25 protein-coding genes are annotated in these 21,801 nt (G+C 61.0%); 10 read left to right on the forward strand and 15 right to left on the reverse strand.

Annotated elements, in window-relative coordinates:
* Positions 1 to 115: 115 nt before the first annotated feature.
* The 6 genes from JX325_RS01885 to JX325_RS01905 all read left to right on the forward strand — a co-directional run bounded on the left by JX325_RS01885 (position 116) and on the right by JX325_RS01905 (position 4,385).
* Entirely contained in the window at positions 116 to 325 is a 210-nt protein-coding gene (locus JX325_RS01885) for an excisionase (RefSeq protein WP_204789488.1), read from the forward strand.
* 240 nt (positions 326 to 565) lie between these two features.
* On the forward strand, positions 566 to 868 hold the full coding sequence (locus tag JX325_RS17765; RefSeq protein WP_243413870.1) for an N-terminal phage integrase SAM-like domain-containing protein: 303 nt from the start codon (positions 566 to 568) through the stop codon (positions 866 to 868).
* Between the two features lie 51 nt (positions 869 to 919).
* Complete coding sequence (locus JX325_RS17770) at positions 920 to 1,654, forward strand: site-specific integrase (protein WP_243413866.1); 735 nt, start codon at positions 920 to 922, stop codon at positions 1,652 to 1,654.
* 41 nt (positions 1,655 to 1,695) lie between these two features.
* Positions 1,696 to 2,787 carry a redox-regulated ATPase YchF gene (gene ychF, locus JX325_RS01895; RefSeq protein WP_204789489.1) on the forward strand — a complete coding sequence of 364 codons (1,092 nt, stop codon included), beginning with the start codon at positions 1,696 to 1,698 and terminating at the stop codon, positions 2,785 to 2,787.
* A gap of 151 nt (positions 2,788 to 2,938) precedes the next feature.
* A complete protein-coding gene (locus JX325_RS01900) occupies positions 2,939 to 3,472 on the forward strand; it encodes an RNA polymerase sigma factor (protein WP_204789490.1) in 534 nt (177 codons plus the stop codon).
* Entirely contained in the window at positions 3,414 to 4,385 is a 972-nt protein-coding gene (locus JX325_RS01905) for a hypothetical protein (protein ID WP_204789491.1), read from the forward strand. Before JX325_RS01900 ends, JX325_RS01905 begins: the two co-directional genes overlap by 59 nt.
* Positions 4,386 to 4,427: 42 nt before the next feature.
* Here JX325_RS01905 and JX325_RS01910 read toward each other — a convergent pair whose 3' ends face one another.
* The 12 genes from JX325_RS01910 to galE form a co-directional block, all read right to left on the reverse strand.
* Positions 4,428 to 4,847, reverse strand: a complete 420-nt coding sequence (locus tag JX325_RS01910) for a rhodanese-like domain-containing protein (RefSeq protein ID WP_204789492.1) — start codon at positions 4,845 to 4,847, stop codon at positions 4,428 to 4,430.
* A gap of 126 nt (positions 4,848 to 4,973) precedes the next feature.
* Positions 4,974 to 6,152 carry an ABC transporter ATP-binding protein gene (locus JX325_RS01915; protein WP_204789493.1) on the reverse strand — a complete coding sequence of 393 codons (1,179 nt, stop codon included), beginning with the start codon at positions 6,150 to 6,152 and terminating at the stop codon, positions 4,974 to 4,976.
* A gap of 225 nt (positions 6,153 to 6,377) precedes the next feature.
* On the reverse strand, positions 6,378 to 7,511 hold the full coding sequence (nagA, locus tag JX325_RS01920) for an N-acetylglucosamine-6-phosphate deacetylase (protein ID WP_204789494.1): 1,134 nt from the start codon (positions 7,509 to 7,511) through the stop codon (positions 6,378 to 6,380).
* Positions 7,502 to 8,254, reverse strand: a complete 753-nt coding sequence (gene nagB / locus JX325_RS01925) for a glucosamine-6-phosphate deaminase (RefSeq protein ID WP_204789495.1) — start codon at positions 8,252 to 8,254, stop codon at positions 7,502 to 7,504. Before nagB ends, nagA begins: the two co-directional genes overlap by 10 nt.
* A 141-nt stretch (positions 8,255 to 8,395) precedes the next feature.
* On the reverse strand, positions 8,396 to 9,259 hold the full coding sequence (locus JX325_RS01930) for a carbohydrate ABC transporter permease (protein WP_204789496.1): 864 nt from the start codon (positions 9,257 to 9,259) through the stop codon (positions 8,396 to 8,398).
* Positions 9,256 to 10,212: a carbohydrate ABC transporter permease gene (locus JX325_RS01935; RefSeq protein WP_243413867.1), complete on the reverse strand. Its 957-nt coding sequence runs from the start codon at positions 10,210 to 10,212 to the stop codon at positions 9,256 to 9,258. Before JX325_RS01935 ends, JX325_RS01930 begins: the two co-directional genes overlap by 4 nt.
* 161 nt (positions 10,213 to 10,373) lie before the next feature.
* Entirely contained in the window at positions 10,374 to 11,417 is a 1,044-nt protein-coding gene (locus tag JX325_RS01940; protein WP_243413868.1) for an extracellular solute-binding protein, read from the reverse strand.
* A 15-nt stretch (positions 11,418 to 11,432) separates the two neighbouring features.
* The gene (locus JX325_RS17775) at positions 11,433 to 11,705 is read right to left on the reverse strand and encodes a lipoprotein (protein WP_243413869.1); all 273 of its coding nucleotides are present in this window, start codon (positions 11,703 to 11,705) and stop codon (positions 11,433 to 11,435) included.
* Positions 11,706 to 11,890: 185 nt separating this feature from the next.
* Positions 11,891 to 12,754 (reverse strand): PocR ligand-binding domain-containing protein, encoded by an 864-nt coding sequence (locus JX325_RS01945; protein WP_204789497.1) that lies wholly within the window; start codon positions 12,752 to 12,754, stop codon positions 11,891 to 11,893.
* Positions 12,751 to 13,863 (reverse strand): phosphotransferase enzyme family protein, encoded by a 1,113-nt coding sequence (locus JX325_RS01950; protein WP_204789498.1) that lies wholly within the window; start codon positions 13,861 to 13,863, stop codon positions 12,751 to 12,753. Before JX325_RS01950 ends, JX325_RS01945 begins: the two co-directional genes overlap by 4 nt.
* A gap of 1 nt (position 13,864) precedes the next feature.
* Positions 13,865 to 14,785 carry a sugar phosphate nucleotidyltransferase gene (locus JX325_RS01955; protein ID WP_204789499.1) on the reverse strand — a complete coding sequence of 307 codons (921 nt, stop codon included), beginning with the start codon at positions 14,783 to 14,785 and terminating at the stop codon, positions 13,865 to 13,867.
* 22 nt (positions 14,786 to 14,807) lie between these two features.
* The gene (gene galE / locus JX325_RS01960) at positions 14,808 to 15,827 is read right to left on the reverse strand and encodes a UDP-glucose 4-epimerase GalE (RefSeq protein ID WP_204789500.1); all 1,020 of its coding nucleotides are present in this window, start codon (positions 15,825 to 15,827) and stop codon (positions 14,808 to 14,810) included.
* A 265-nt stretch (positions 15,828 to 16,092) separates the two neighbouring features.
* Between galE and JX325_RS01965 the strand changes: the two genes are divergently transcribed.
* The gene (locus tag JX325_RS01965; protein ID WP_204789501.1) at positions 16,093 to 17,361 is read left to right on the forward strand and encodes a replication-associated recombination protein A; all 1,269 of its coding nucleotides are present in this window, start codon (positions 16,093 to 16,095) and stop codon (positions 17,359 to 17,361) included.
* Here the strand turns inward: JX325_RS01965 and JX325_RS01970 are convergent.
* A complete protein-coding gene (locus JX325_RS01970; protein WP_204789502.1) occupies positions 17,342 to 18,274 on the reverse strand; it encodes a S1 RNA-binding domain-containing protein in 933 nt (310 codons plus the stop codon). The genes JX325_RS01965 and JX325_RS01970 overlap by 20 nt on opposite strands.
* A 68-nt stretch (positions 18,275 to 18,342) precedes the next feature.
* Between JX325_RS01970 and JX325_RS01975 the strand changes: the two genes are divergently transcribed.
* Positions 18,343 to 18,534: a DUF951 domain-containing protein gene (locus JX325_RS01975; RefSeq protein WP_204789503.1), complete on the forward strand. Its 192-nt coding sequence runs from the start codon at positions 18,343 to 18,345 to the stop codon at positions 18,532 to 18,534.
* 147 nt (positions 18,535 to 18,681) lie between these two features.
* On the opposite strand, the gene JX325_RS01980 is transcribed toward JX325_RS01975, so the two are convergent.
* Both JX325_RS01980 and JX325_RS01985 read right to left on the reverse strand, forming a co-directional pair.
* The gene (locus JX325_RS01980) at positions 18,682 to 19,092 is read right to left on the reverse strand and encodes a PaaI family thioesterase (RefSeq protein ID WP_204789504.1); all 411 of its coding nucleotides are present in this window, start codon (positions 19,090 to 19,092) and stop codon (positions 18,682 to 18,684) included.
* Between the two features lie 44 nt (positions 19,093 to 19,136).
* Positions 19,137 to 19,790 carry a Crp/Fnr family transcriptional regulator gene (locus JX325_RS01985; protein WP_204789505.1) on the reverse strand — a complete coding sequence of 218 codons (654 nt, stop codon included), beginning with the start codon at positions 19,788 to 19,790 and terminating at the stop codon, positions 19,137 to 19,139.
* Positions 19,791 to 20,160: 370 nt separating this feature from the next.
* On the opposite strand from JX325_RS01985, the gene hrcA reads away from it, so the two are divergent.
* A complete protein-coding gene (hrcA, locus tag JX325_RS01990) occupies positions 20,161 to 21,207 on the forward strand; it encodes a heat-inducible transcriptional repressor HrcA (RefSeq protein WP_204789506.1) in 1,047 nt (348 codons plus the stop codon).
* Positions 21,204 to 21,788, forward strand: coding sequence for a nucleotide exchange factor GrpE (locus JX325_RS01995; RefSeq protein ID WP_204789507.1), 585 nt, complete (start codon positions 21,204 to 21,206; stop codon positions 21,786 to 21,788). Before hrcA ends, JX325_RS01995 begins: the two co-directional genes overlap by 4 nt.
* Positions 21,789 to 21,801: the final 13 nt, after the last annotated feature.

A 21,801-nucleotide genomic window follows, 5' to 3' on the forward strand; every position in this document is an offset into this window, starting at 1 on the left:
TGATCCTATATCCCTGGGTCTTCCCTTTTTGAACCAGTGCTTGCAGTTCTTCCCGTTCTTCCTCTGCTAATGTCACGATATATTTGTGGTTCATCCTTCATCACACGATGATAGTTTGCCACTTATTTTCGCTTTGTGCTACATTGAAGAAAAAGTCGCCCTGACAAAGTATGAGGCCGCTGCATACAGCAATATTGTCATCAACAAAATCGAGACGATGCTCCGAGGCCCCAACTGCCCATTTGTTCTCTATGTGGGGCCGAACAAGAAACTTGTCAAACGCAGGGAGTTTGGGGAGTTCATTCGTACAAGTTTTGTGATCTGAACATAACTTCATTCTTGCCTGACTGGGGCCTCTGTGATACAATAGGTGTGTTGCAGGGGCTCCTTCCAACATAGAAAGGAGTTCCCTATTGGTAAATATATCAAGGGCAAAAAACTTCCCAAAGGTATTTCGCAGAGGAAGGATGATGGAAAATTTATAGCCGGCTTTGTTGACAAGGCTGGCAAACGGCATCAGCGGCGGTTTGATACCGTGGTTAAAGCCGACAGATGGCTGTATGAAATGCGTCATCAGGACGAGTTCGGGGGCGGCATAGACGCTGAGGATATAAGCATTGACGAATGGTTTAAGTTCTGGCATATAGAGCTTATCAAGGACTTGGCAACAAATACTCGGAGAAACTATGCCGAGCGGTATTACCAGAATATCCAGCCTGAGATTGGCAGAATGAAGCTCAAAAATGTGAAGCCCATGCACTGTACTAAAATTCTGAACAGCATAGACGACAAATATGCTTGGTCTACAATTTACCAAGCATATATCACACTTGGAACTATCCTTAAGTCTCCCAAGCTGAACGGCTAGATCAAGGTTCACCCGCTGGACGGCGTGAAATTCTCCAAGAGCACAAAAGCGGTGGATGACCTGAAGGTTCTCGCCGCAGGGGAGCAAAGGAAGTTCTTGGATGTCGCAAGGAGGTCGCACAATTATTATCAGTACGCCTTTTTGCTGGAAACAGGGTTGAGAACGGGTGAGATGCTCGCTTTGACATGGGACGATGTTGACTGGGAGAGGTGGATGATGACTATTCGGAAAACGATGGAATTCCGCTACAAACGACAGCAGTTTTGGGTTGCCGGACCTCCCAAGACAATAACGAGTTATCGCACCATTCCGTTGACGGGCAGGGCATATGAAATCTTGAGAGAGGCCTATGCCACGAAGGATACCCGCAAGCAGTCCCCCGAACTGGACACCGTTTTGGAGTACGCAGACAAGCGGAAGGATCCAAAACAGAAAAAGAGTTTCAATATGAAAGACCTTGTTTTTATTAACTTCCGCACGGGTATGCCAAACAAGAACAGCTTCTATGATACCCATTTGTATAACCTCTGTGATGAGGCTGGTATTAAGCGGCTCTGTATGCACACCCTTCACCACACCTATGCCACCCGGGCTATCGAAAGCGGGATGCAGCCCAAAACCTTGCAAAGACTCCTCGATCATTCCAGTCTGAAAACGACAGTGGACAGATATGTCCATGTCACAGATGATAGTACGGAAATGGGCATCAGGCTCTTTGAGCAAGGGCAACTCAAAAAATGGGTTGGCAGTAGCAAAAGGCCCGTAATGTGGCGGAGACCACTTTGAAAGTCTTGAAACCCTTGAAAAATCAGGAGGTAGGGAGAAAAATGAAATTAGGCATCGTGGGGCTTCCCAACGTTGGAAAGTCCACTCTGTTCAACGCCATCACCAACGCCGGCGCGGAAAGCGCCAATTATCCCTTCTGCACCATCCACCCCAACGTGGGCATGGTGGCCGTCCCCGACGAGCGGCTGGACAAGCTGGCGGAGATGTACGAACCGGACAAGAAGACCCCGGCGGTCATTGAATTCGTGGACATCGCGGGATTGGTGAAGGGCGCCAGCAAGGGCGAGGGCCTGGGGAACAAGTTCCTGGCCAATATCCGGGAGACCGACGCGGTGGTCCATGTGGTCCGCTGTTTTGATGACGAAAACGTCATTCACGTAGAGGGCTCCACGGACCCCAGGCGGGACATCGACATCATCAACATGGAGCTGGTGATGGCGGACCTGGAGATGGTTCAGCGCCGGGTGGAGAAGGCAACAAAGGCCCTGAAGGGGGACAAGAAATTCGCCCATGAGGTGGAGCTGTTCACCGCCCTCCAGAAGCACCTGGACGAGGGGAAGCTTGCCCGGACCTTCGACTGTGACGCGGACGACGCCGCGCTGCTGCGGACCAGCGAGCTGCTGACCCTCAAGCCCGTGATCTACGCCGCCAACACTGACGAGGACGGCTTTTCCCGCCTGGAGCAGAATCAGTACTATCAGCAGGTTTGTGAGATTGCCGCCGCCGAGGGCAGCCAGGTCCTGCCCATCTGCGCCAAGCTGGAGCAGGACGTGGCGGAGCTGGAGGGCGAGGAGAGGCAGATGTTCCTGGCGGAGATCGGCGTGGAGGAGTCCGGCCTGGATCGGCTGATCAAATGCTCCTATACGCTGCTGGGCCTCATCTCCTTCCTGACCTACGGGAAGGACGAGTGCCGGGCCTGGACCATCAAAAAGGGCACCAAGGCCCCTCAGGCCGCGGGGAAGATCCACTCCGACATCGAGCGGGGCTTCATCCGGGCGGAGGTTATCGCCTACAGCGACATGGAGGCCTGCGGCAGCGTGGCCGCCGCCAGGGAAAAGGGCCTGCTCCGCAGCGAGGGCAAGGAGTACGTGGTTCAGGACGGCGATATGATTTACTTCCGGTTCAACGTATAAGGCGGAAATACGGAAAGAGAGACAACGGGCGGACGCAAAGCGTCCGCCCGTTTTAATGGGAAAAATTTTTTCATCGGAGTGAACAGAAGGGCTTCCCCAAACGTGTTATGAGTGAAAGGCGCTTTTCAGACCAAGGAAAGGAGGCATTGCCTTGACGGAGCAGGAATTGAGCAATGCCATGAAAACCTATGGCGACACGGTGTACCGCCTGGCTCTGTGCCGGCTGCAAAACGCCGCCGACGCGGAGGACGTTTATCAGGACGTGTTCCTCCGCCTGCTGGAACAGCGGGCCGGCGGCTGGGACGGCGAACGGACAAAAGCCTGGCTGATTCGGGCGGCGCTGAACCGCTGTGCCGACCTAGGGCGGGCCCGCCGGAGAAGGGGAGGAGTGATATCCCTGGACGAGGTGCCGGNCATGGCCCGGCCTGTGGACCAGGAGGCGGCGGAGTTGTGGGACGCGGTAGGGCGTCTGCCGGAGAAGCTGCGGACGGCGGTCCACCTCTTCTACGGCGAGGGCTATGAGAGCGGTGAGATTGGGGCCCTGCTGGGCGTCCCGGCGGCCACGGTGCGCAGCCGCCTCCGCCGGGCCAGGGCGGAGCTGAAGGACTTATTGGGAGGTTTTGACGATGGAAAATCGCTATCGGAAGTTGACGGAACGTATCCATACGCCCGCCGGGCTGAATGACCAGGTGCTTTTCGAGGCCCGCCGCCGGACAGCGGAAGCGTCCCCCTGCCGGGAACGGCAAGGCTGGGGACGCCCTCGGACAAAAACGGCGTTTACAGCCGCTGCGGCGCCGAGGAATTGGACGCGGGTCCTCCTGCGGACGGCGGTCTGCGCCGTCTGCGCCCTGGCTCTGGTGCTGGGAGGCTTCTCCCTCCGGCCCGTGCCTACAGCAGCGCCCGGGACCCCCGGAAACACCGGGCTGGAGGAGACGCCGCCGGCCCAAATCCTGGTGCCCACCTTCGGCCTGACGGCCTATGCCGCGGGAACCGATACGACCTACGGTCCTGCGCCGGACGGCAGCATCGCGTTCTCGGTGGGCGAGGGCTGCACCACACCGGAATTCGGCGACTTTACCGGCTGTCTCTTCCAAGTTACCGGGGAGAATATTGCCAAGGTATCCCTTTCTATTGACCGGGGTGGATTGTACCGCTACCAAATCCGGGAGAACCTGACAGACGAGCAGCTGGCGGAGTACCGGCAAGCCATGGCGGAGGGACGGATTGCCCCCGCCGCCATCAGCCAGCGGGACGACGGGGTCTGGGATATGCCGGAAATGACCGCGTTGGGAACCGGCGTGGAGGAGGATTACGACCCCGATGCCCGATATGGCTTCTGGGTGTCTCCGGAGGAGATGGCTCCTACCGGCCTGGGCATCAGCATCGAGGCCCAGATGGACGCGGACTTCTTCGACGGCGGGCTGCTGACGGTGACGGTAACTTCCGGCGATGGAACGGAAAAAACGCAGACTTACCGGCTCCACACCGGAGAGCTGAAGGTGGAGTGGACCGGGGACGGGGATATGACCGTCCTGCCGGAGCTGGCGGGGCCGGACGATCTCTTTGTTTACGGCATCTACGCCGTACCGGAGGACTGAACCCGAAAGAAGAGCCGCGCCCTACGGCGCGGCTCTTCTTAGTCAATCGGTGGTGGTTTCATAGGGCCAGTTCACAATGCCGCCAAGGTCGGCCACGTTGGTATAGCCCATGTGCTTCAGCTTCTCCGCCGCCTCGGCGCTGCGGCGGCCGGAGCGGCAGTAGACCAGGATTTCCGCGTCCTTCTCAAAGGGGAGCGGGAATTCCGGCAGGATGTCCTCATTGGGAAAGCACGCCGCGCCGGGAATGTGGCCCCCGTCGTACTCCTCCTGGGTCCGCACGTCCAGCAAAATGGCGTCCGGATTGGCTTCCAGCCGCTCCTTGGCCTCTTCGCCGCTGATGACGTTCCGGGATGTTCCGGCGTCCTGGGAAGCGGGAGCGGAGCGGTCCATCCGGGCGGAAAAGAATTTCAGAATGGCCATGCCGAAACAGATGACGGCGGCCAGAAGAAAAAGCTCTTTCATAGAGCGCCTCCTGTTGGTAAGATTTTTGGGACAAGCATTAGTTTACAGGAAACCGGGGAAAAAATCAATCTTTTTGCAAAAAGCCGGTACGGAAAATCCGTACCGGCTTTCTAAAAACAAAGGCGCTTAGAATTCCAGGTTCTTGCCCTCGCTNTCGAAGAGATGGCAGACGCTGCCGTCGAAGCTGAGGTGGATGGCGGTGCCGGGAGCGAAGCTGACGCTGGAGAGGTCCAGGGTGGGCACGATGACCACTACGTCCCGTCCCTCGGCGTTGGCATGGAGGTGGACTTCGCTGCCCATCATCTCGGACACGTCCACCGTGGCCGTCAGGGTGTTGGCCCCGTCGCCCAGGGTGATGTGGCTGGGCCGCACGCCCAGGGTGATGGCCTGGGAGCCCACGTTCTTGGCCGCCAAGGCCTTCTGCTTCGTGTCGGAGAGATCCACCTTGATGCCGCCCACGGAGACGCTGTATTTGCCNTCTTCCTTCAAGAGCTTGGCGTCGAAGAAGTTCATCTGCGGCGTGCCGATGAATCCGGCCACGAAGAGGTTGGCGGGATGGTCGAAGACCTCCTGCGGCGTGCCGATCTGCTGAATCCAGCCGTCCTTCATGATAACAATCCGGTCGCCCAGGGTCATGGCCTCGGTCTGGTCATGAGTGACGTACATAAAGGTGGTGTTGATTTTCTGCCGGAGCTTGATAATCTCGGCGCGCATCTGGTTGCGGAGCTTGGCGTCCAGGTTGGACAGGGGTTCGTCCATCAGCAGCACCTTGGGCTCCCGGACGATGGCGCGGCCGATGGCGACGCGCTGGCGCTGGCCGCCGGAGAGGGCCTTGGGCTTGCGGTCCAGGTACTGGGNGATGTCCAGGATCTCGGCGGCTTCCTTGACCCGCTTGTCGATCTCATCCTTGGGCACCTTGCGGAGCTTCAGGGGGAAGGCCATGTTCTCATACACCGTCATNTGGGGATAGAGGGCGTAGCTCTGGAAGACCATGGCGATGTCCCGGTTCTTGGGCTCCACGTCGTTCATGAGCTGGCCGTCGATGTACAGCTCGCCCTCGGAAATCTCCTCCAGGCCGGCAACCATCCGCAGCGTGGTGGACTTTCCGCAGCCGGAGGGGCCGACCAGGACGATGAATTCCTTGTCCGCGATGTCCAGGTTGAACTCCTGCACCGCCACGACGCCCTTGTCCGTCACCTGGAGATTGACCTTCTTTTCAGGGTCCGCCGCCTTTTTCTTGTTTTTTTTCTGGTCGCCGCTGTGGGGGTAGATTTTCTTGATGCTCTTGAGGTTCAGAGTTGCCATAGCGTACTCACTTTGACGAAGCGGCCTCCGCCGTCTCCGCCTCGCCCCGGGAAGCGCGTTCCCGCGGGCATTACGGCAGGTCTCCACACTGCCGCACCGCAAGTGAAAGCGGGGNATTCNTCCTTTTTNGTTGNTGCCGGGGACGATGGAAATGGAGTCGCCGCCCGGCCCGTTGATTTTATGGANAGGCGGGTATCCCGCCAAGTCCAACGTTGAGCCCGGAACTCAGGCCGTGACGGCCTGGCCCTTGAAGAGAATCTTGCGGATGGACAGGTCCTTTTGGNCCAGCAGGACGATGCTGGCCTCCTTGCCCGCGTCCAGGGTNCCCGTCCGNTCCTCGATGNCGATGGAGCGGGCGGGGTTATAGGTGCAGGCCCGCACCGCGTCCGCCGCCGGAATGCCGAAGGCGATGGCCTGGCGCAGGCAGCCCATGAGGCTGGTGACGGAGCCCGCCAGAGTCTCCGGGTGGTGCAGGATGGTGGCCCGGTTGCCGTGAACCTCGATCATCTGCCCGCCGAAGGGATACTCGCCGTCGGGCATGCCCGTGGCCCGAAGGGAATCGGAGATGATGATCATCCGCTCTTTTCCAAACAGGCCAAAGGTGAGGCGCACCACCGCCGGGTGAATGTGGATGCCGTCGCAGATCAACTCCGGCATGACGGAGGGGACCTCATAGGCCGCGCCGATGACGCCGGGGTCCCGGTGAGCCAGGGGCGGCATGGCGTTATAGAGGTGGGTNGCATGGTCCGCCCCCGCCTCAAAGGCGGTTTTGGCCGTCTCGTAGTCCGCCACGGTGTGCCCCACGGAGACATGGACCCCCAGGTCCTTTGCCGCCTTGATAAATTCAACGGAGCCGGGCTGCTCGGGAGCCACGGTGACCAGCTTCACGCAGCCCTCCGCCGCCTCCTGGAGGCGCCCCAGCATGGGGACGTCGGGGTCGTGGAGGAACGCGCCGTTCTGCGCGCCCTTCTTGGCCATGCAGAGGAAGGGACCCTCCAGGTGCGCCCCCACCACCTCCGCGCCGCCGGAATTTTGCCTGCGGTGGGCGGCGGTGGTTTTGCAGATGGCGGTCAGCTGGTCCTCCGGCAGGGTCATGCCCGCCGGACAGATATAGGTCACGCCCTGGCTAAGCTCGTAGTCCGCGATTTTTTGCAGCCCCTCCGGGGTAGCGTCGCTGAAATCCTCGCCCACCGCGCCGTGGAAATGCACGTCCACCAGGCCGGGGATGACGTAGCACCCGGAGGCGTCCAAAACGTCCCCATCGCCGCTGACATGGGAGATCAGGGCCCCGTCGGTGCAGAGATCCCGGGCGGTGAAGCCCTGTTCCAGGTCAAAGACCTGTCCGCCGGTTATCCGCATACGCTTACCCCGGCGGCTTTCAGCTTGCTCCCGGCAACCTCGTCCACGACCACCGCCACGTTGGGATGGAGCTGGAGGATGGAGCCGGGGCAGTGGGGCGTGATAGCCCCGCAGATGGAGCCCAGGATGGCGTCGGCCTTCTCCGCGCCGCTGGCGGCCAGGAGAACCTTCTTGGCGCCCATGATGGCCCCGATGCCCATGCTGATGGCCTGTTTGGGCACGTCGTCCCGGGTGGCGAAGAAGCGGGCGTTGGCGTCGATGGTGCTTTCCGCCAGGTCCACCACATGGGTCTCCTTGACGAAGCAGTCGCCGGGCTCGTTGAAGCCGATGTGGCCGTTCCGGCCGATGCCCAGGAGCTGGAGGTCCACATAGCCCAGGGAGCGGATATAGGCGTCGTACTCCGCGCAGAAGGCCGCGGGGTCCTTGGTCAACCCGTCGGGCACCCGGGTGTTCTCGGGGACGATGTCCACATGGTCGAAGAGGTTGCTCTGCATGAAGTAGCGATAGCTCTGGTCATGGGTGGGGGCCAGGCCCACGTACTCGTCCAGGTTGACGGAGAGCACGTCCTGGAAGCTCAGGCAGCCCTGCTTGTGCCAGTCCACCAGATACTTGTAGGCCCCCTCGGGGGTGGAGCCGGTGGCCAGGCCCAGCACACAGGCGGGGTTGTGGGTGATTTCCGCCGCGATGATCTGGGCCATCCGGCGGCTCATGGCGTCGTAGTCCTTCTCGATAAAGATTCTCATAATGGCATTTCTCCTTTCCAGTTTCAAAAACAAGGTTCTATAACGCAATTCTATGTTGCCGTCGCTTCGGCCAGGTGGATTGCCAGACTATCAGAGCGAGCGAAAGCTCTTTTTGGATACTTTTTCTCTCGAGAAAAAGTATCAGCCTTTTACTCCGCCGGAGGCGAGGCCGCTGACCAGGTTCTTCTCAATGCACATAAACAGGATGACCACGGGGATGATGGCGAAGATGGAAGCGGCGAACAGNTACTGCCACTCGATCATATTATACCCGTTAAAGGTATTGATACCCACCGTCAGGGNCTTATNGTCGTCGGTGGAGATGAGGCACAGGGCTACCGTGTACTCGTTCCAGGCGTTGATGAAGATGAAGATCAGCGTGGTGACGATGCCGGGGGCCGCCACGGGGAGCAGCACCTTCATCATGGACTGGACACGGGTGCAGCNGTCGATGGTGGCGGCCTGTTCCATTTCTGCGGAGATGCCCATGAAGGTGCCCCGGAGCAGCCNNATGGTGAACGCCTGGTTGAAAGCGGCGTTGATAAAGATGAGCCCCAAAATGTTGTCCGTCAGGCCCAGGCGCTGCATGACCTGGTAGATGCCGATCAGCAGCACCACCGGGGCGAACATCTGGGAAACAATGACGAAGCCCAGGAAAGCGGTCTGTCCCTTGAACTTCATCCGGGCCAGGGCATAGGCCGCCGGGATGCCGCAGAGCATGGCGATGATGGTGGACCCGCCGGCGATGAGGACGGAGTTCAGCATGTACTTGGCCATGGGAGCCCGGCTCCAGATGTCGATGAAGTTGGACCACAGGGGCACGACGGGCAGGACGGTGCCGCCGGAGAAGATCTCCACCCGGTTTTTCAAGGCGGTGCACAGCATGGCGAAGTAGGGGTNCAGGGTGATGACGCACACGTCCAGGACGACGAAGTAGAGCAGGACGCGCAGAATGGTTTTCTTTATGGAAACCGGCTTTTTCACGGTATTCACGGGCTGGCTCATAAATCGTCATCTCCTTTCCGCAGGGTGTAGATCATGTAGACGCTGGCGCAGACCAGCAGGATGAGGAAGCCGATAACCGAGACGGCGGAGGCCTCGCCCTGCTTGCCGTTGTAGAAGGCCAGCTTGTAGAGGTAGGTGACCAGGGTGTCCGTGNGGTTGGCCGGGTCGCCCTTGGTCATGGTCCAGATGATGGGGAAGGAGTTGAAGACGTAGATGATGTTCAGCACCGTGGCCACCGTCAAAGAGGACTTCNCCAGGGGCAGGGTGATGCTGAAGAGCTTCTGGAAGTACCCGGCCCCGTCCACGGTGGCGGCCTCATAATAGGACGCGTCGATGCTCTGGAGGCCGGAGAGCACGCAGAAGGTGACAAAGGGAATGGTGACGAAAATGCCGCAGGCGATCTCCCAGGCGAAGTAGNCCCCCGGGGTGGGCGTCCAGTTCACCGGGGCGCTGATGAGGCCGATTTTCATCAGCAGGGTGTTTAAGGTGCCGTAGTCCTTGTTGATGATGAAGTTCCAGGCGCTGGCCTGAATGACCAGCGTGGTGGCCCAGGGGAAGACCACGATGGCCCGGGCTACCTTCCGGCCCCGGAATTTATTGTTCAGCACCAGGGCCAGCATGAAGCCCAGCACGGTGGAGATAACCACCACGGCNATGGTCCAGACGATGGTGTTTTTCAGCACCAGGGCAAAGGCGGGGCTTTTAAGGACCTTGGAGAAGTTCTCAAAGTTGTTGTAGCCCTTGACCAGACCCGCCCGGGTCACCTTGCTCATGGAGAGCTGGAAGACCTTGACAATGGGGGTTACGATGAAAATGGCCATCAGGATGATGCTGGGGGCAATCCAGATGTAGGGCTCGACCTTGCGGAAGAATTTTTTGCTTTTGGAGGAACGTGGGGCCTTCCTGGCCAGCTCCTGGGATGCCGCAGGGGCAGCAGGGGTCTTTGTACTCACGGGGACACCTCCCTATAGTCAGAATCAAAGCGTCTTCCGGCCGCTGTCAAAACCCGGCGGGACCGCCGCGCTTTGAGAACGGCTGGAANAAAACGGGGGCCGGGCCGTTCAGGCCCGGCCCCGCGGTGGCATGTCGGTGAACGGTGAAGCGATTGGAGGCGTCAGCCGGCAGCCTCGGCCTCAATCTCGGCCTGGAGCTCATCCAGCAGCTCCTGAACATTGCCGCCCATCAGAGCCTGCTGCTCCACATTGATGACGCCCTGCTTCACGTTGGCCCACTCGGCCTTGGCGGTGGGATAGAACTTGCAGGAGCCCACGATGTCCACCCAGGGGGCCATATCGGGGTCGGAAGCGGCCACGATCTCGCCGCCGGCGGAGGNGGCGGGCAGGAAGCCTTCCATCAGCACCCAGTCGGAATAGCGGGTGTCCTCATAGAAGAAGTCGAAGAACTCCTTGATGGCCTCGAGCTTTTCGTCGGAATGGCCGTTGTCGAAGCACATGAACCGGTCCATGACGCCGGCGGAGACGGAGGCGTTGCCGCCGTTGGTGGGGATGGCCGCAAAGGCAAAGTCAATCTGCTCTTCCTCGGGGGTATTGGCCTTGGCATAGTTGTCGGCGATGTAGGTGGGGATGGAGTTGGGGCCGATGACCATGGCCAGCTTGCCCGCGCCGAACAGATCCTGCAGGGCATAGCGGGTCTCGGTGGCGGGGTCGGAGTTGGTGTAGCCGTCCTTGACCAGACTGATGGCGTATTCAATCGCTTCCACATTGGCGTCGGCGTTCAAGGTCCAGTTTCCGGAGGCGTCGGTGAAGTCGCTTCCGTTGTTCCAGATGTAGTAGGCGAAAGCGGCCTGGCCTTCGTCGGTGGTCATGTCGATGCCCCAGGGATAGATGCTGGAGTCATAGGCCTTGATCTTGGCGCAGACGTCCTTCAGCTCGTCCCAGGTGGTAGGAACTTCCGCGCCGGCGGCTTCCAGGATGCCCTTGTTGTAGTACATGGCGCGGGCGGAGGCCAGGTCGGGGATGGCCCAGATGGTGCCGTCGATGTTGGACTGCTCCAGGAAGGCGTCATAGAACTTGGCGTAGGTCTCGTCGGAGACGTAGTCCTGCGCGGGGAGGAGCAGGTCGTCGGCCACGTAGTCGGCGAAGACATCGATGTTCAGGATGTCCGGGGCGTCATTGTTGGAGATCCGGGTGTTGACCACGGTGTAGATGTCGTTCTAGGAGACGACCTCCACATTCAGGTTGATCCCGTCGTGGCTTCCGTTGAAGTCGTTCTGGAAGCCGGCCCACCATTCCTTGGTGTTCTGGCCGTATTCGGCGGCGATGACGCTGATGTCAATTTTGTCTCCGGAGCCGGCGGGCGGAGTCTGGGCGTCGGTGCTGCCGGTGTCGGCGGGCGGGGGCGTGGTCTCGCCGCCCTTGTCGCCGCCGCAGGCGGCCAGGGACAGGACCATCACAAGAGCAAGCAAAGTGGCAAGAAACTTTTTCATCGTCATTCTCCTCTTTACAATTTTTATGTGCGGAATACACATGTGAGGGATGCGATATGAAAAATTCACAAACGCCGCCCTCATACTCTTATTATACTTGTAGAATTTGTAAATAATAGGGGGCTCCGTACAGTTTGTAGAAAAATCGTACGAACCACGAAAGTTCGTACGATTTCCGTAAACGATTAACTAAAATTNGAAGCGGCCGCCGCGTCCCGGCAGCTCTTGCGGAAAGCGCTGGGAGTCATGCCGGTGGCGGAGCGGAAAACCTTGNAAAAGTAGTTATAGTCGCTGANTCCCACCTTTTCCCCCACGGCGGAAATGGGCATGCTGCTCTGGAGCAGCAGACGCTTGGCGGCCTCGATCCGCNGCCGNGTAATCAGNTAGGAGAGGGTCCGCCCCCAGGAGAGCTCCTTNGCCAGGGAGCAGAGCTTGGTCCGGCCGATGTGGAGCTGCTGGGAGATGGATTCCAGGGAGAGCTTGTCCATATAGTGCTGTTCCAGATACAGCTCCAGCTTTTGGAGGTCCGTCTGCTCCGCCGTTAAAATCATGCCCTTGAGCTGGATGTAGGCAGACAGGGCCTCCAGGGTTTCGGTGTAGGCCTGGATTTCCGCCTTGGAGTACCGGCGGAACTGGAAGAAGGCGTCCTTCAAAGCGTCGGGGCCGTCGGGCCACCAGTCCAGCAGGGAGCGGGTGTATTCCCACTGCTCCTCCATGGGGGAATCATCCAGATAGCAGCCCACGGCAAGGTAGGCCACGGGGTTCTGCTTGCTGTAAAGGGGCATGACGGCCTCGCAGATGCCCGCGTGGCAGCGGTAGTGCTGAAAGCCGCTCTCCGCCTGATAATGCTGAATTTTGCAGCGGTCGCAGGCNACGCAGCGCNCGTGGCCCTCGGNCAGGTCGTTGATGGCCCGGCAGAAGGGGGGATGGCCCCGGAAGAGGTTGATGTCCCGGCCCGACAGGTCCAGAATGTTGGCGGGCACGCCGGTGAGGATGTTGAGGTTGGCGATCAGCTTGCGCAGACGCTCCTCGTCAAAGAGTATGTTCATTTCCGGTATTGTTTTACAATGGCCTCCAGCTCGGCCCAGCGGGACTCCATGTCCGCCACCAGCTNGAACTGGNTGCGGCAGCGGTCNAGGTTCTGGGCCTCCCGGCTGATGTGGAAGTAATGGTCGCCGTCGATGTAGTCCGTGAGGAAGCGGATGCCGCACTCCAGGGTCATGAGCTTGGCGCCCCAGGGGAGGTNGTCGNTTTCCTCGTTGGTGAGGGAGCCCCCGGCGCCCTCCAGAAAGGCGGCGGTGTAGGCGGAGAAGAGCTCCACGTCCAGATTGACCTTGGAGAGGTCCCGCTCGTCCTCGGCGCTGTGGTTGGCCCCGAAGCGGATGGAGTCGCCGAAGTCGTAGATCACCAGGCCCGGCATAACGGTGTCCAGGTCGATGATGCACAGGCCCTCGTGGGTTTTTTCATCCATGAGGACATTGTTCAGCTTCGTGTCGTTGTGGGTGACCCGGAGGGGGAGCGTTCCCTCCCGCATGGCGTTCAGGGCCACGGAGCAGTCCGCCTCCCGGTCCAGCACAAATTGAATCTCCGGCCCGCAGTCCTTGGCCCGGCCCAGGGGGTCCGCCGCCAGGGCGGCCTTGAATTTTTGAAGCCGGTCCTCGGTGTTGTGGAAGTTGGGGATGGTCTCGTGGAGGGTCTGCGCCGGATAATCCCCCAGCAGCCGCTGGAAGCGGCCGAAGGCCCGGCCGGAGGCGGCGAACAGCTCCTCCGATTCCGCCGACTGGTAGCAGATGGTGCGCTCCACGAAGGGGTAAACCCTCCAGGCCCCTCCGGCGCTGTCGGTGAAGAAGGACTCGCCATTCCGGGGGCGGAGGACCTCCATGGCCTCCCGGCTCCGGTCGCCGCCGTGCTTCGCGATTTCGCGGCCCAGATACTCGGTGACGCCGATGATGTTCTCCATCAGCTCGTCGGGGTGCTTGAAGGCGGCGGCGCTCANCCGCTGGAGGATGAAGCGGCGGCAGCAGCGGTCCTCCGGCTGGGTGTGGACCACGAAGGTGTCGTTGATATGCCCCTGGCCGTACCGCAGGGCGCCCACCACGGGGGCCCCGNAGTCAAAGGCGGCCAGGACTTCCTGCAATCTCTCTTCCGCGGCGTTCATCTTAACCCTCCCAAAGCCGGTCGGGGTAAAGACCGGATGCTGTCTTTTCGGCGATGGCGCTCACCACGGTGGGCTTATCCTCCCGGTAGGTGACGCCGTACCACTTGTCCTCGCTGCGCAGGACCTTGACCCGGGCCTTGCCCTCGTCGATGAGCTGGCTGACCACGGTGGGCAGGAAGTACTCCGCCTTGGCGGGGTTCTCCGCCAGGGCCTTGTCTAAGAAGGCGGGGAAGCGCGCCCAGGCCTCGTCCAGGAAGCTGCGGGTGAAGCCCCACATGTTCATGGAGACGATGGTGTCTTCGGACAGCTCCGTCCAGGTCTGCCCGTCGTCCTCGGTATAGCGGGGGGGCTCGCCTTTTTCAATCTTGGTCCGCTCGGTGACACGGGTGAGGAAGTTGTCCGCCGTCTCCTCGCACACGCCCCGGGCCACGGTGCCGTTTTCCGTGACGGTATTTTTCAAAAGGTATCCCACCATCACGTACTCATAGACGTCTCCGTCGGCGTGGGCGGAGAGGTAGCCGTAAATCTCCCGGAAGGNCTCGGGTCCATAGTAGTCGTCGGCGTTGATGACGGCGAAGGGGCCGTCCACCACGTTCCGGGCGGCCAGGGCGGCGTGGGCGGTGCCCCAGGGCTTCCGGCGCTCCTCCGGAACGCAGTAGCCCTCCGGCAGGTCCTCCTTGAGCTGGTAGGCGTAGCGGACGTCCATGGACTTGGATACCCGGTCGCCGATGCAGCGCTTGAAGTCCTCTTCGATCTCGGGCTTGATGACGAAGACCACCGTCTCAAAGCCCGCCCGGCGGGCGTCGTAGATGGAGTAGTCGATGATAAGCTGGCCGTGGTTCCCCACGGGGTCCAGCTGCTTGAGGCCGCCGTACCGGCTGCCCATGCCGGCGGCCATGATGACCAGGACAGGCTTGTTCATTTCCGCTCTCCCTTTCTCTCCCTTATCCCTTGTAACCGTTGGGATTCATGGACTGCCACTTCCAGGAGGAGGCGCACATCTCCTCGATGCCAAGCTCCGCTTCCCAGCCCAGCTCTTCCCGGGCCTTTTTGGGGTCGGCGTAGCACTGGGCGATGTCCCCGGGTCGGCGGGGATCCATGACGTGGGGCAGCTCATGGCCGCAGGCCTTTTCATAGGCGTGGAGCACGTCCAGCACGCTGTAGCCGTTGCCGGTGCCCAGGTTGCAGACGAAGAGGCCGCAGTTCTGCTCCAGCTTTTTCAGCGCCGCCACATGGCCCTTGGCCAGGTCGACGACGTGGATATAATCCCGCACGCCGGTGCCGTCGGGGGTGTCGTAGTCGTTTCCGTAGACGTGGACCTTCTCCAGCTGGCCCACGGCGACTTTGGCGATATAGGGCACCAGGTTGTTGGGGATGCCGTTGGGGTCCTCGCCGATGAGGCCGCTCTCATGGGCTCCAATGGGGTTGAAATAGCGGAGCAGGGCCACATTCAGGGTGGGGTCCGCGGCGCAGATGTCCATGAGCATCTTCTCCTGGAAGAGCTTGCTGGTGCCGTAGGGGTTCGTGGTGCCGCCGGTGGGGAAGTCCTCCCGGATGGGCACGGAGGCGGGGTCGCCGTAGACCGTGGCGGAGGAGGAGAAGACGAAGTTCTTCACCCCGTGCTTCCGCATGGCCTGGAGGAGGTAGAGCGTGCTGATAAGATTATTGGAATAGTACTCCAGAGGCTTGGCGACGCTCTCGCCCACGGCCTTGAGCCCGGCGAAGTGGATCACGGAGTCAATGCCGGGATTCTGGGCAAAGAGGGCCTCCGCCTGCTCCAGATCGCACAGCTCCGCCTTGATGAAGGGGATCTTCTTTCCCACAATCTGCTCCACCCGCCGGATGGCCTCCTCGCTGGAGTTGTAGAGATTGTCCGCCACGATGATGTCATAGCCCGCCTGGACGAGCTCCACGCAGGTGTGGCTGCCGATGTAGCCCGCGCCGCCGCAAACAAGAATGGACATAAAAAGCCGCTCCTTTCAAGTTATAAAAATTGACCGCTTTGGTGAAATATTTTCGAGAATCATTACGCTTATTGTAGGCCCATTGGATGGAAATGGGAAGAGACGATAGTCCCAATTATTAGAAATATCGTCCGATTTATGCGTTTATTATACTAAAGATATGGGAGCTTGTCCAGGGGAAAACAATTTTTTCCGCTACGTCTGGAAACTTTGGCTTGGGTGTGGTATAATCCCTTCCCATAAGACGAGAAAAGGAGGGACCGCCATGCAGCGCCCCCTGGCGGATGAGATCCGCCCCAAAACCTTGGACGAAGTGGTGGGCCAGCGGCACCTCCTGGCCCCCGGCGCGGTGCTCCGCCGCCTGATCGAGAGCGGGACCGAGGCCAACATGGTTTTTTACGGCCCCTCCGGCACCGGGAAAACCACCATCGCCAACATCGTGGCGGAGCGGACCCACAAGGCCCTCTACCGCCTCAACGCCACCACCGCCTCCCTCCAGGACGTGAAGGACATCATCGCCGACGTGGGGACCCTGCTGGCCCCCGGCGGGGTGCTTCTCTACCTGGACGAGATTCAATATTTTAATAAGAAGCAGCAGCAGAGCCTGCTGGAGTTTATGGAGAACGGCAAGCTGACTCTGATTGCCTCCACCACGGAGAACCCCTATTTTTATGTCTACGGGGCCCTTCTCAGCCGGAGCACGGTTTTCGAGTTCAAGGCCGTGCCGCCGGAGGAGGCGGAGCCCGCCGTCCTCCGGGCGCTGGAGATTGAGAAGGAGCGCTCGCCCCTGCCCCTGGAGTGGGAGGAGGGTTTGCCCCTGCAAATCGCCACCGNCTGCGGCGGGGNTGTGCNGAAGGCNGTCAACGCCGTGGAGCTTCTCAGCCACGCGGCCCAGCCGAAAAAGGGAACGCTCTTCCTCTNGAAAGCGGACGCCGCCCAGNTNGCCCAGCGCAGCGNCATGCGCTATGACAAGGGAGGCGACGCCATGTATGACATCGCCTCCGCGCTGATGAAATCGCTTCGCGGCAGCGACCCGGACGCGGCCCTCCACTACCTGGCCCGCTTCCTGGAGGCGGGAGATCTGGTGACGCNCTGCCGCCGCCTGCTCTGCTCCGCCAGCGAGGATGTTGGCATGGCCTATCCCCAGGCCGTGGCCATTGTGAAGGCCTGTGTGGACACGGCGATGCAGCTGGGCCTGCCGGAGGCGCAGCTTCCCCTGGCCCAGGCCGCCGTTCTGCTGGCCACCGCCCCGAAATCCAACAGCGTGGTGGAGGGCATCGGGAAGGCCCGGGCGGACGTCCGGGCGGGCCGCACCGGGGACGTGCCCCGGCAGCTCCAGAACGTCCACGCCGACACCACCGGCTTTGATAACCNGCAGCACTACCTCTACCCCCACAATTTCCCCGGCCACTGGGTGGACCAGCAGTATCTCCCCGACGCTTTGAAGGGCGTGAAGTACTNCGAATGGGGAGAGAACAAGACGGAACAGGCGGCCAAGGCCTATTGGGAAAAGCTCAAGGGGAAGGAGNTGTGAACACCNTTTCCACCACCGGCTTTTCATAGTTCGGCGGGGAGTAAACCCAGCGGTCCAGCTTCCCGTCTGTGATCTGGTACTGCATGGGCTCCGGCGGGGCGGGGGGCAGCTTCTCAATGACCTGGAGCTTGATTTTCANNCGCTCCGGCCGGATGCTCTTGATGTACACGCTGACCCCGTCTCCGGGGGAAAGGCGCTCCTTGGCGTCCGCCAGGCCGGAGAGGTTGGGGGCCAGCTCGATGAAGCTGCCGTAGTCCTTCACTGTCCGCACCACGCCCCGCACCGTCTCTCCGGGGCGGAAGCGGCTGGCGTTGTCCATCCAGGTGCCCAGCAGCTCCCGGTGGGTGAGGGTGATGCGCCGGGCTTCCCGGTCCAGGGACCATACCGCCGTCAGGATTTTCTGTCCCTCCTGAAAGCGCTCCCTGGGGTGGGAGATGCGGGAGACGGAAATATGTTCGATGGGCAGCATGGCGACAATGCCGCAGCCCACGTCCACAAAGGCCCCGAAGCTCTCCAGCCGGGTCACCCGGCCCGTGAGGACGGCCCCGGGTTCCAACCGCTCCAGGAAATAGGCCATGGCCCGCTCCTGGGCCGCCCGGCGGGAGAGGAGCGCCAGAGGAGCCCCCTTTCCGTCGGATTCCAGGGCCGTGACGGTGAAGCAGGTGGGCTTTCCCACCCGGGAGAGGACGGCGATGTCCCGGTCCGCGCCGCTGATCCAGGGGGCCACGGCCTCCTCCCGGGGGATGCGGCCCTGGACGCCGCCCAGGTTCAAAAGCAGAGTGTGGTCCACGCCGCAGCGCTGGACGGGAGCTTCCAGAATGTCCCCGGTTTCCAGGGCCTCCCGCAGATGGTCGAGGGCGAGGGGGACGGGAGGGCGGAGGCCCTCCGGCAGGTACAGTTTATTTTCCGGCATGATATCGCATCCTTATCGTTGATAAATCAATATATGCGGAAAACCGAAATGGTTGACAGGAGGACAAGATGGACCTGCATCTTCATGATCTGGTGGAATTGAAAAAGCCCCACCCTTGCGGGAGCGTCCAATGGGAGATCCTGCGGGTGGGCATGGATATTAAGCTCCGCTGCCGGGGCTGCGGCCACGAGCTGATGCTCCCCCGGAGCAAGGCGGAAAAGAGCATCCGCAAAGTTCTGACAAAGGAGGAATCCATATGAACGGCAAGCTGAAGCGGGTCATCGCGCTGACCCTGGCGGTGGTGCTGGTGGTGGCCCTGCTGGCCTCGATGATCCTGCCTTACATCGGATAAACGCCCGCGGGCGCAAAAAAGAGGCTGTCATTGACAGCCTCTTTATCGTATCTTGTTACGGCTCGATGCGCGTTTCCAGCCGCCGGAAGGTGAAGGTGCCCACAGCGAAGAGCGCTCCGCCCTCGCCTGTGACCCGGGCCTCCAGCACGCAGACGCTCCGCCCGCCCGGAAGCTCCCGGGCCTCCGCCGTCAGCTTGTCGCCCGCCTGGGCGCTTTTCAAGAAGCTGAACGAGCAGCTGATGGTAACGGCCATGGTCCCATAGGCCGCCATGGCGGAGCCGCAGGCCGTGTCCGCCAGGGCGAAGTAAACGCCGCCGTGGGGAACTTGAAGGGGGTTCAAATCCTCCTCCGTCACGGTTTTCGTGGCCCGGGCGTAACCGGGGCCAAGCTCCTCCACGTAGATGCCCAGTTTTCTGCCGAAGAGATTCTTCTCGTTGCGAAAGGCGCGGATTTGCTCGTAGTCCATAGGAATGACTCCTTTCCGGCGCTGAAATAGAGGGAGGCGTCCCCTCACTGCCGGATGGTGAACTGGCGCCCGTCGGAGCGGACGCTGCCTTCCTCCCGGAGGCGCTTCAGCTCCCGCATCATGGCGCTGCGGTCCGTGGCGATGTAGTCGGCCAGGGTGCTGAGGGAAAAGGGGAGGGTGAAGGTCCGGCTTCCCGACTGCTGGGAGAGCTGGCGGAAATAGCACAGCAGCTTCTCCCGGATGGACCGCCGGGACAGCACGTCCACCCGGCGGGAGAGGGCCTGGGCCTTGTCCGCCATCAATTGGAGCATATTCTGAACCAGGATGCTGTGCCGCTGGCAGGCGTGGCCGCAGCGGCTGAGAATATGGCCGTAGTCGATAAACACCACGTCGCAGGGGCGGCGGCAGACCACCTCCAGGCTGTCTCCCGTGGACCCGGCGAAGGCCAGGGTCTTGCCGAAGACGCTTCCTACGCCCAGGTCCTCCAGCACCGTGGCCACGCCCTCCTCGTCAATGCGGATCAAGGACGCCTGGCCCCGTTCCACCACGCCCACGGCGTCGGAGGAGAAATCATAGATCAGCTCGTCGGCCCGGAAGGACCGCTGGACCGCCTGAAAACAGGACAAAATCTCTCGGTAATCCTGATAGCTGATGTCGTGAAACAGCGGACTTTTTTCCAATTCCTGTTCGCTAAGCATGTGCTCATCCCCTTTAGTTGCATATCCCACACAGTAAAATATGATACCAGCTTCTGCTTAAAAAGTAAAGCACAATTTTTTACTCTCGGCCCTTCCGGTGCAACTTTCGGTATTTTTTACGAAGCCCGTTTTTCAAAGGCGGGAAGGGCCGTCCGGAAAAAGCGCCGCGGGTTCAGGAAAAAACGGGAAAAAGCGTTCCTGGAAACCGGATTTACGTTTTCGACCCGGTTTGTTTACAATTTGTTTATATCCATCCATTGACAACAAATCCATCCGGTGGTAAACTCGCTTTAGCACTCCGGGAAAAGGAGTGCTAAAGCATCAAAAACGGCCCGCCCCGGCAGGCGGCGGGCATTAGGAGGAGGACGGCGTGGAGCTCTCGGACCGGAAACGGCAGATACTGAAGGTGGTGGTGGAGGACTATGTCCGCACCGCCGAGCCGGTGGGGTCCAAGGCCATTGCCGCCGAGATGGGGGGCAGCGTCAGCTCCGCCACCATCCGAAACGAGCTGTCCGACCTGACGGAGATGGGCTATTTAGAGCAGCCCCACACCTCCGCGGGGCGGATGCCCTCCCCCAAGGGCTACCGCCTGTACGTCAACGAGCTGATGGAGGCCCAGCGCCTCTCCCTGGCGGAGACGGAGAAGATCNACCAGTCCCTCCAGCTAAAGATGGAGGAGCTGGACCGGCTCCTGGCCCAGGCGGGCCGGGCGGTGTCCGCCCTGGTGCGCTACCCGGCCTATGTTTCCGCCAGCCGGAAGACCGAGCTCACCGTCCGGCGCTTCGAGCTGCTGGCGGTGGACGAGCGGAACTGCATCCTGGTGATGATGACCAGCGACAGCAAGGTGAAAAGCCAGCTCCTTCGGATGCAGCTCAAGGTGGACCCGGCGGACCTGCCCGCGGCGGCGAACCTTTTGAACAGCCACTTCACCAATACGGACCCCGGCGGCATGAGCCGGCATCTGATGAGCGTGGCGGACCAGGTGAGCCCCCAGCTCTTCCTGCTGCTGTCCCAGGCCGTGGGCTTCGCGGCGGACGCGCTGGAGGAGGCGGGCCGGCGGGAGATTGTCACCGCCGGGGCCAGCCGCCTTTTAAAGCTCCCGGAGTTCCGGGACGCCGACAAGGCCCACGAGCTGATGAGCTTCCTGGCGGACAGCAAGGAGGAGCTCCCCCAGCCGCTGCACCGGGAGATGGAGATCCTCATCGGCCCGGAGAACGTGAAGGAGGTCCTGCGGGACACCAGCGTGGTGGTGGCCAGCTATGATATCGGAGACGACATGCGGGGCCTTATCGGCGTGGTGGGCCCCACAAGAATGGATTACGCGGCGGTGGCCGCACGGCTCTCCGGCTTTGCCGAGGGGCTGACGCGATTGTTTGGAAAACAGGAGGAACTACCCCCCAAGGAGGAACCGAAATGACGGAAGAGAACAAGCAGCCCCTGGAGGAAGAGACGGCGGAGACAGTCCCCGAGTNCCAGACGGAGGGACCCGCCGGCAAGGCGCCCAAGGGCAAAAAGAAGAAGGAAAAGGGCGGAATCACCTTCACCAGGGAACAGGTGGAGCAGATGGAGGCGGCGGCCCGCCAGCTGGAAACCACTAAGGACCAGTTTACNCGCCTGGCGGCGGAGTACGAAAACTACCGCAAGCGCACCGCCAAGGAAAAGGAATCCCTCTACCAGGACGCCAAGGCGGACACCATCCGGGAATTCCTGGCGGTGTACGACAATTTGGAGCGGGCGGCGGCGGCCCCCGGCGGGGAGGACGACCCCCACAAGAAGGGNCTGGAGATGATTTTCACCCAGTACAGGGAACTCTTGAAGAAGCTGGGCGTCTCGGAGATCGAGGCCCAGGGCCGGCCCTTCGACCCGGAGCGGCATGAGGCCGTCATGCACGTTGACGACGAGAATCTGGGCGAAAACGAAGTGGCCCAGGTCTTCCAGGCGGGCTTCCTCCTGGGAGACAGGGTGATCCGCCACGCCGTGGTGCAGGTCGCCAATTAAAAACGCGTTCAAA

Origin of the sequence: Oscillibacter sp. CU971 (assembly GCF_905219725.1) — a bacterium.
Classification (GTDB): Bacteria; Bacillota; Clostridia; order Oscillospirales; family Oscillospiraceae; genus Oscillibacter.

What these genes read in the sequence shown, in the direction of transcription:
- JX325_RS01910 (WP_204789492.1), bottom strand. Translation starts at nt 4,847, where the DNA reads ATGAAAGAGCTTTTTCTTCTGGCCGCCGTCATCTGTTTCGGCATGGCC.
- JX325_RS01985 (WP_204789505.1), bottom strand. Translation starts at nt 19,790, where the DNA reads ATGCTTAGCGAACAGGAATTGGAAAAAAGTCCGCTGTTTCACGACATC.
- JX325_RS17775 (WP_243413869.1), bottom strand. Translation starts at nt 11,705, where the DNA reads ATGAAAAAGTTTCTTGCCACTTTGCTTGCTCTTGTGATGGTCCTGTCC.
- JX325_RS17765 (WP_243413870.1), top strand. Translation starts at nt 566, where the DNA reads ATGCGTCATCAGGACGAGTTCGGGGGCGGCATAGACGCTGAGGATATA.
- galE (WP_204789500.1), bottom strand. Translation starts at nt 15,827, where the DNA reads ATGTCCATTCTTGTTTGCGGCGGCGCGGGCTACATCGGCAGCCACACC.
- JX325_RS01980 (WP_204789504.1), bottom strand. Translation starts at nt 19,092, where the DNA reads ATGGACTACGAGCAAATCCGCGCCTTTCGCAACGAGAAGAATCTCTTC.
- JX325_RS01905 (WP_204789491.1), top strand. Translation starts at nt 3,414, where the DNA reads ATGGAAAATCGCTATCGGAAGTTGACGGAACGTATCCATACGCCCGCC.
- JX325_RS01975 (WP_204789503.1), top strand. Translation starts at nt 18,343, where the DNA reads ATGGACCTGCATCTTCATGATCTGGTGGAATTGAAAAAGCCCCACCCT.
- nagB (WP_204789495.1), bottom strand. Translation starts at nt 8,254, where the DNA reads ATGAGAATCTTTATCGAGAAGGACTACGACGCCATGAGCCGCCGGATG.
- ychF (WP_204789489.1), top strand. Translation starts at nt 1,696, where the DNA reads ATGAAATTAGGCATCGTGGGGCTTCCCAACGTTGGAAAGTCCACTCTG.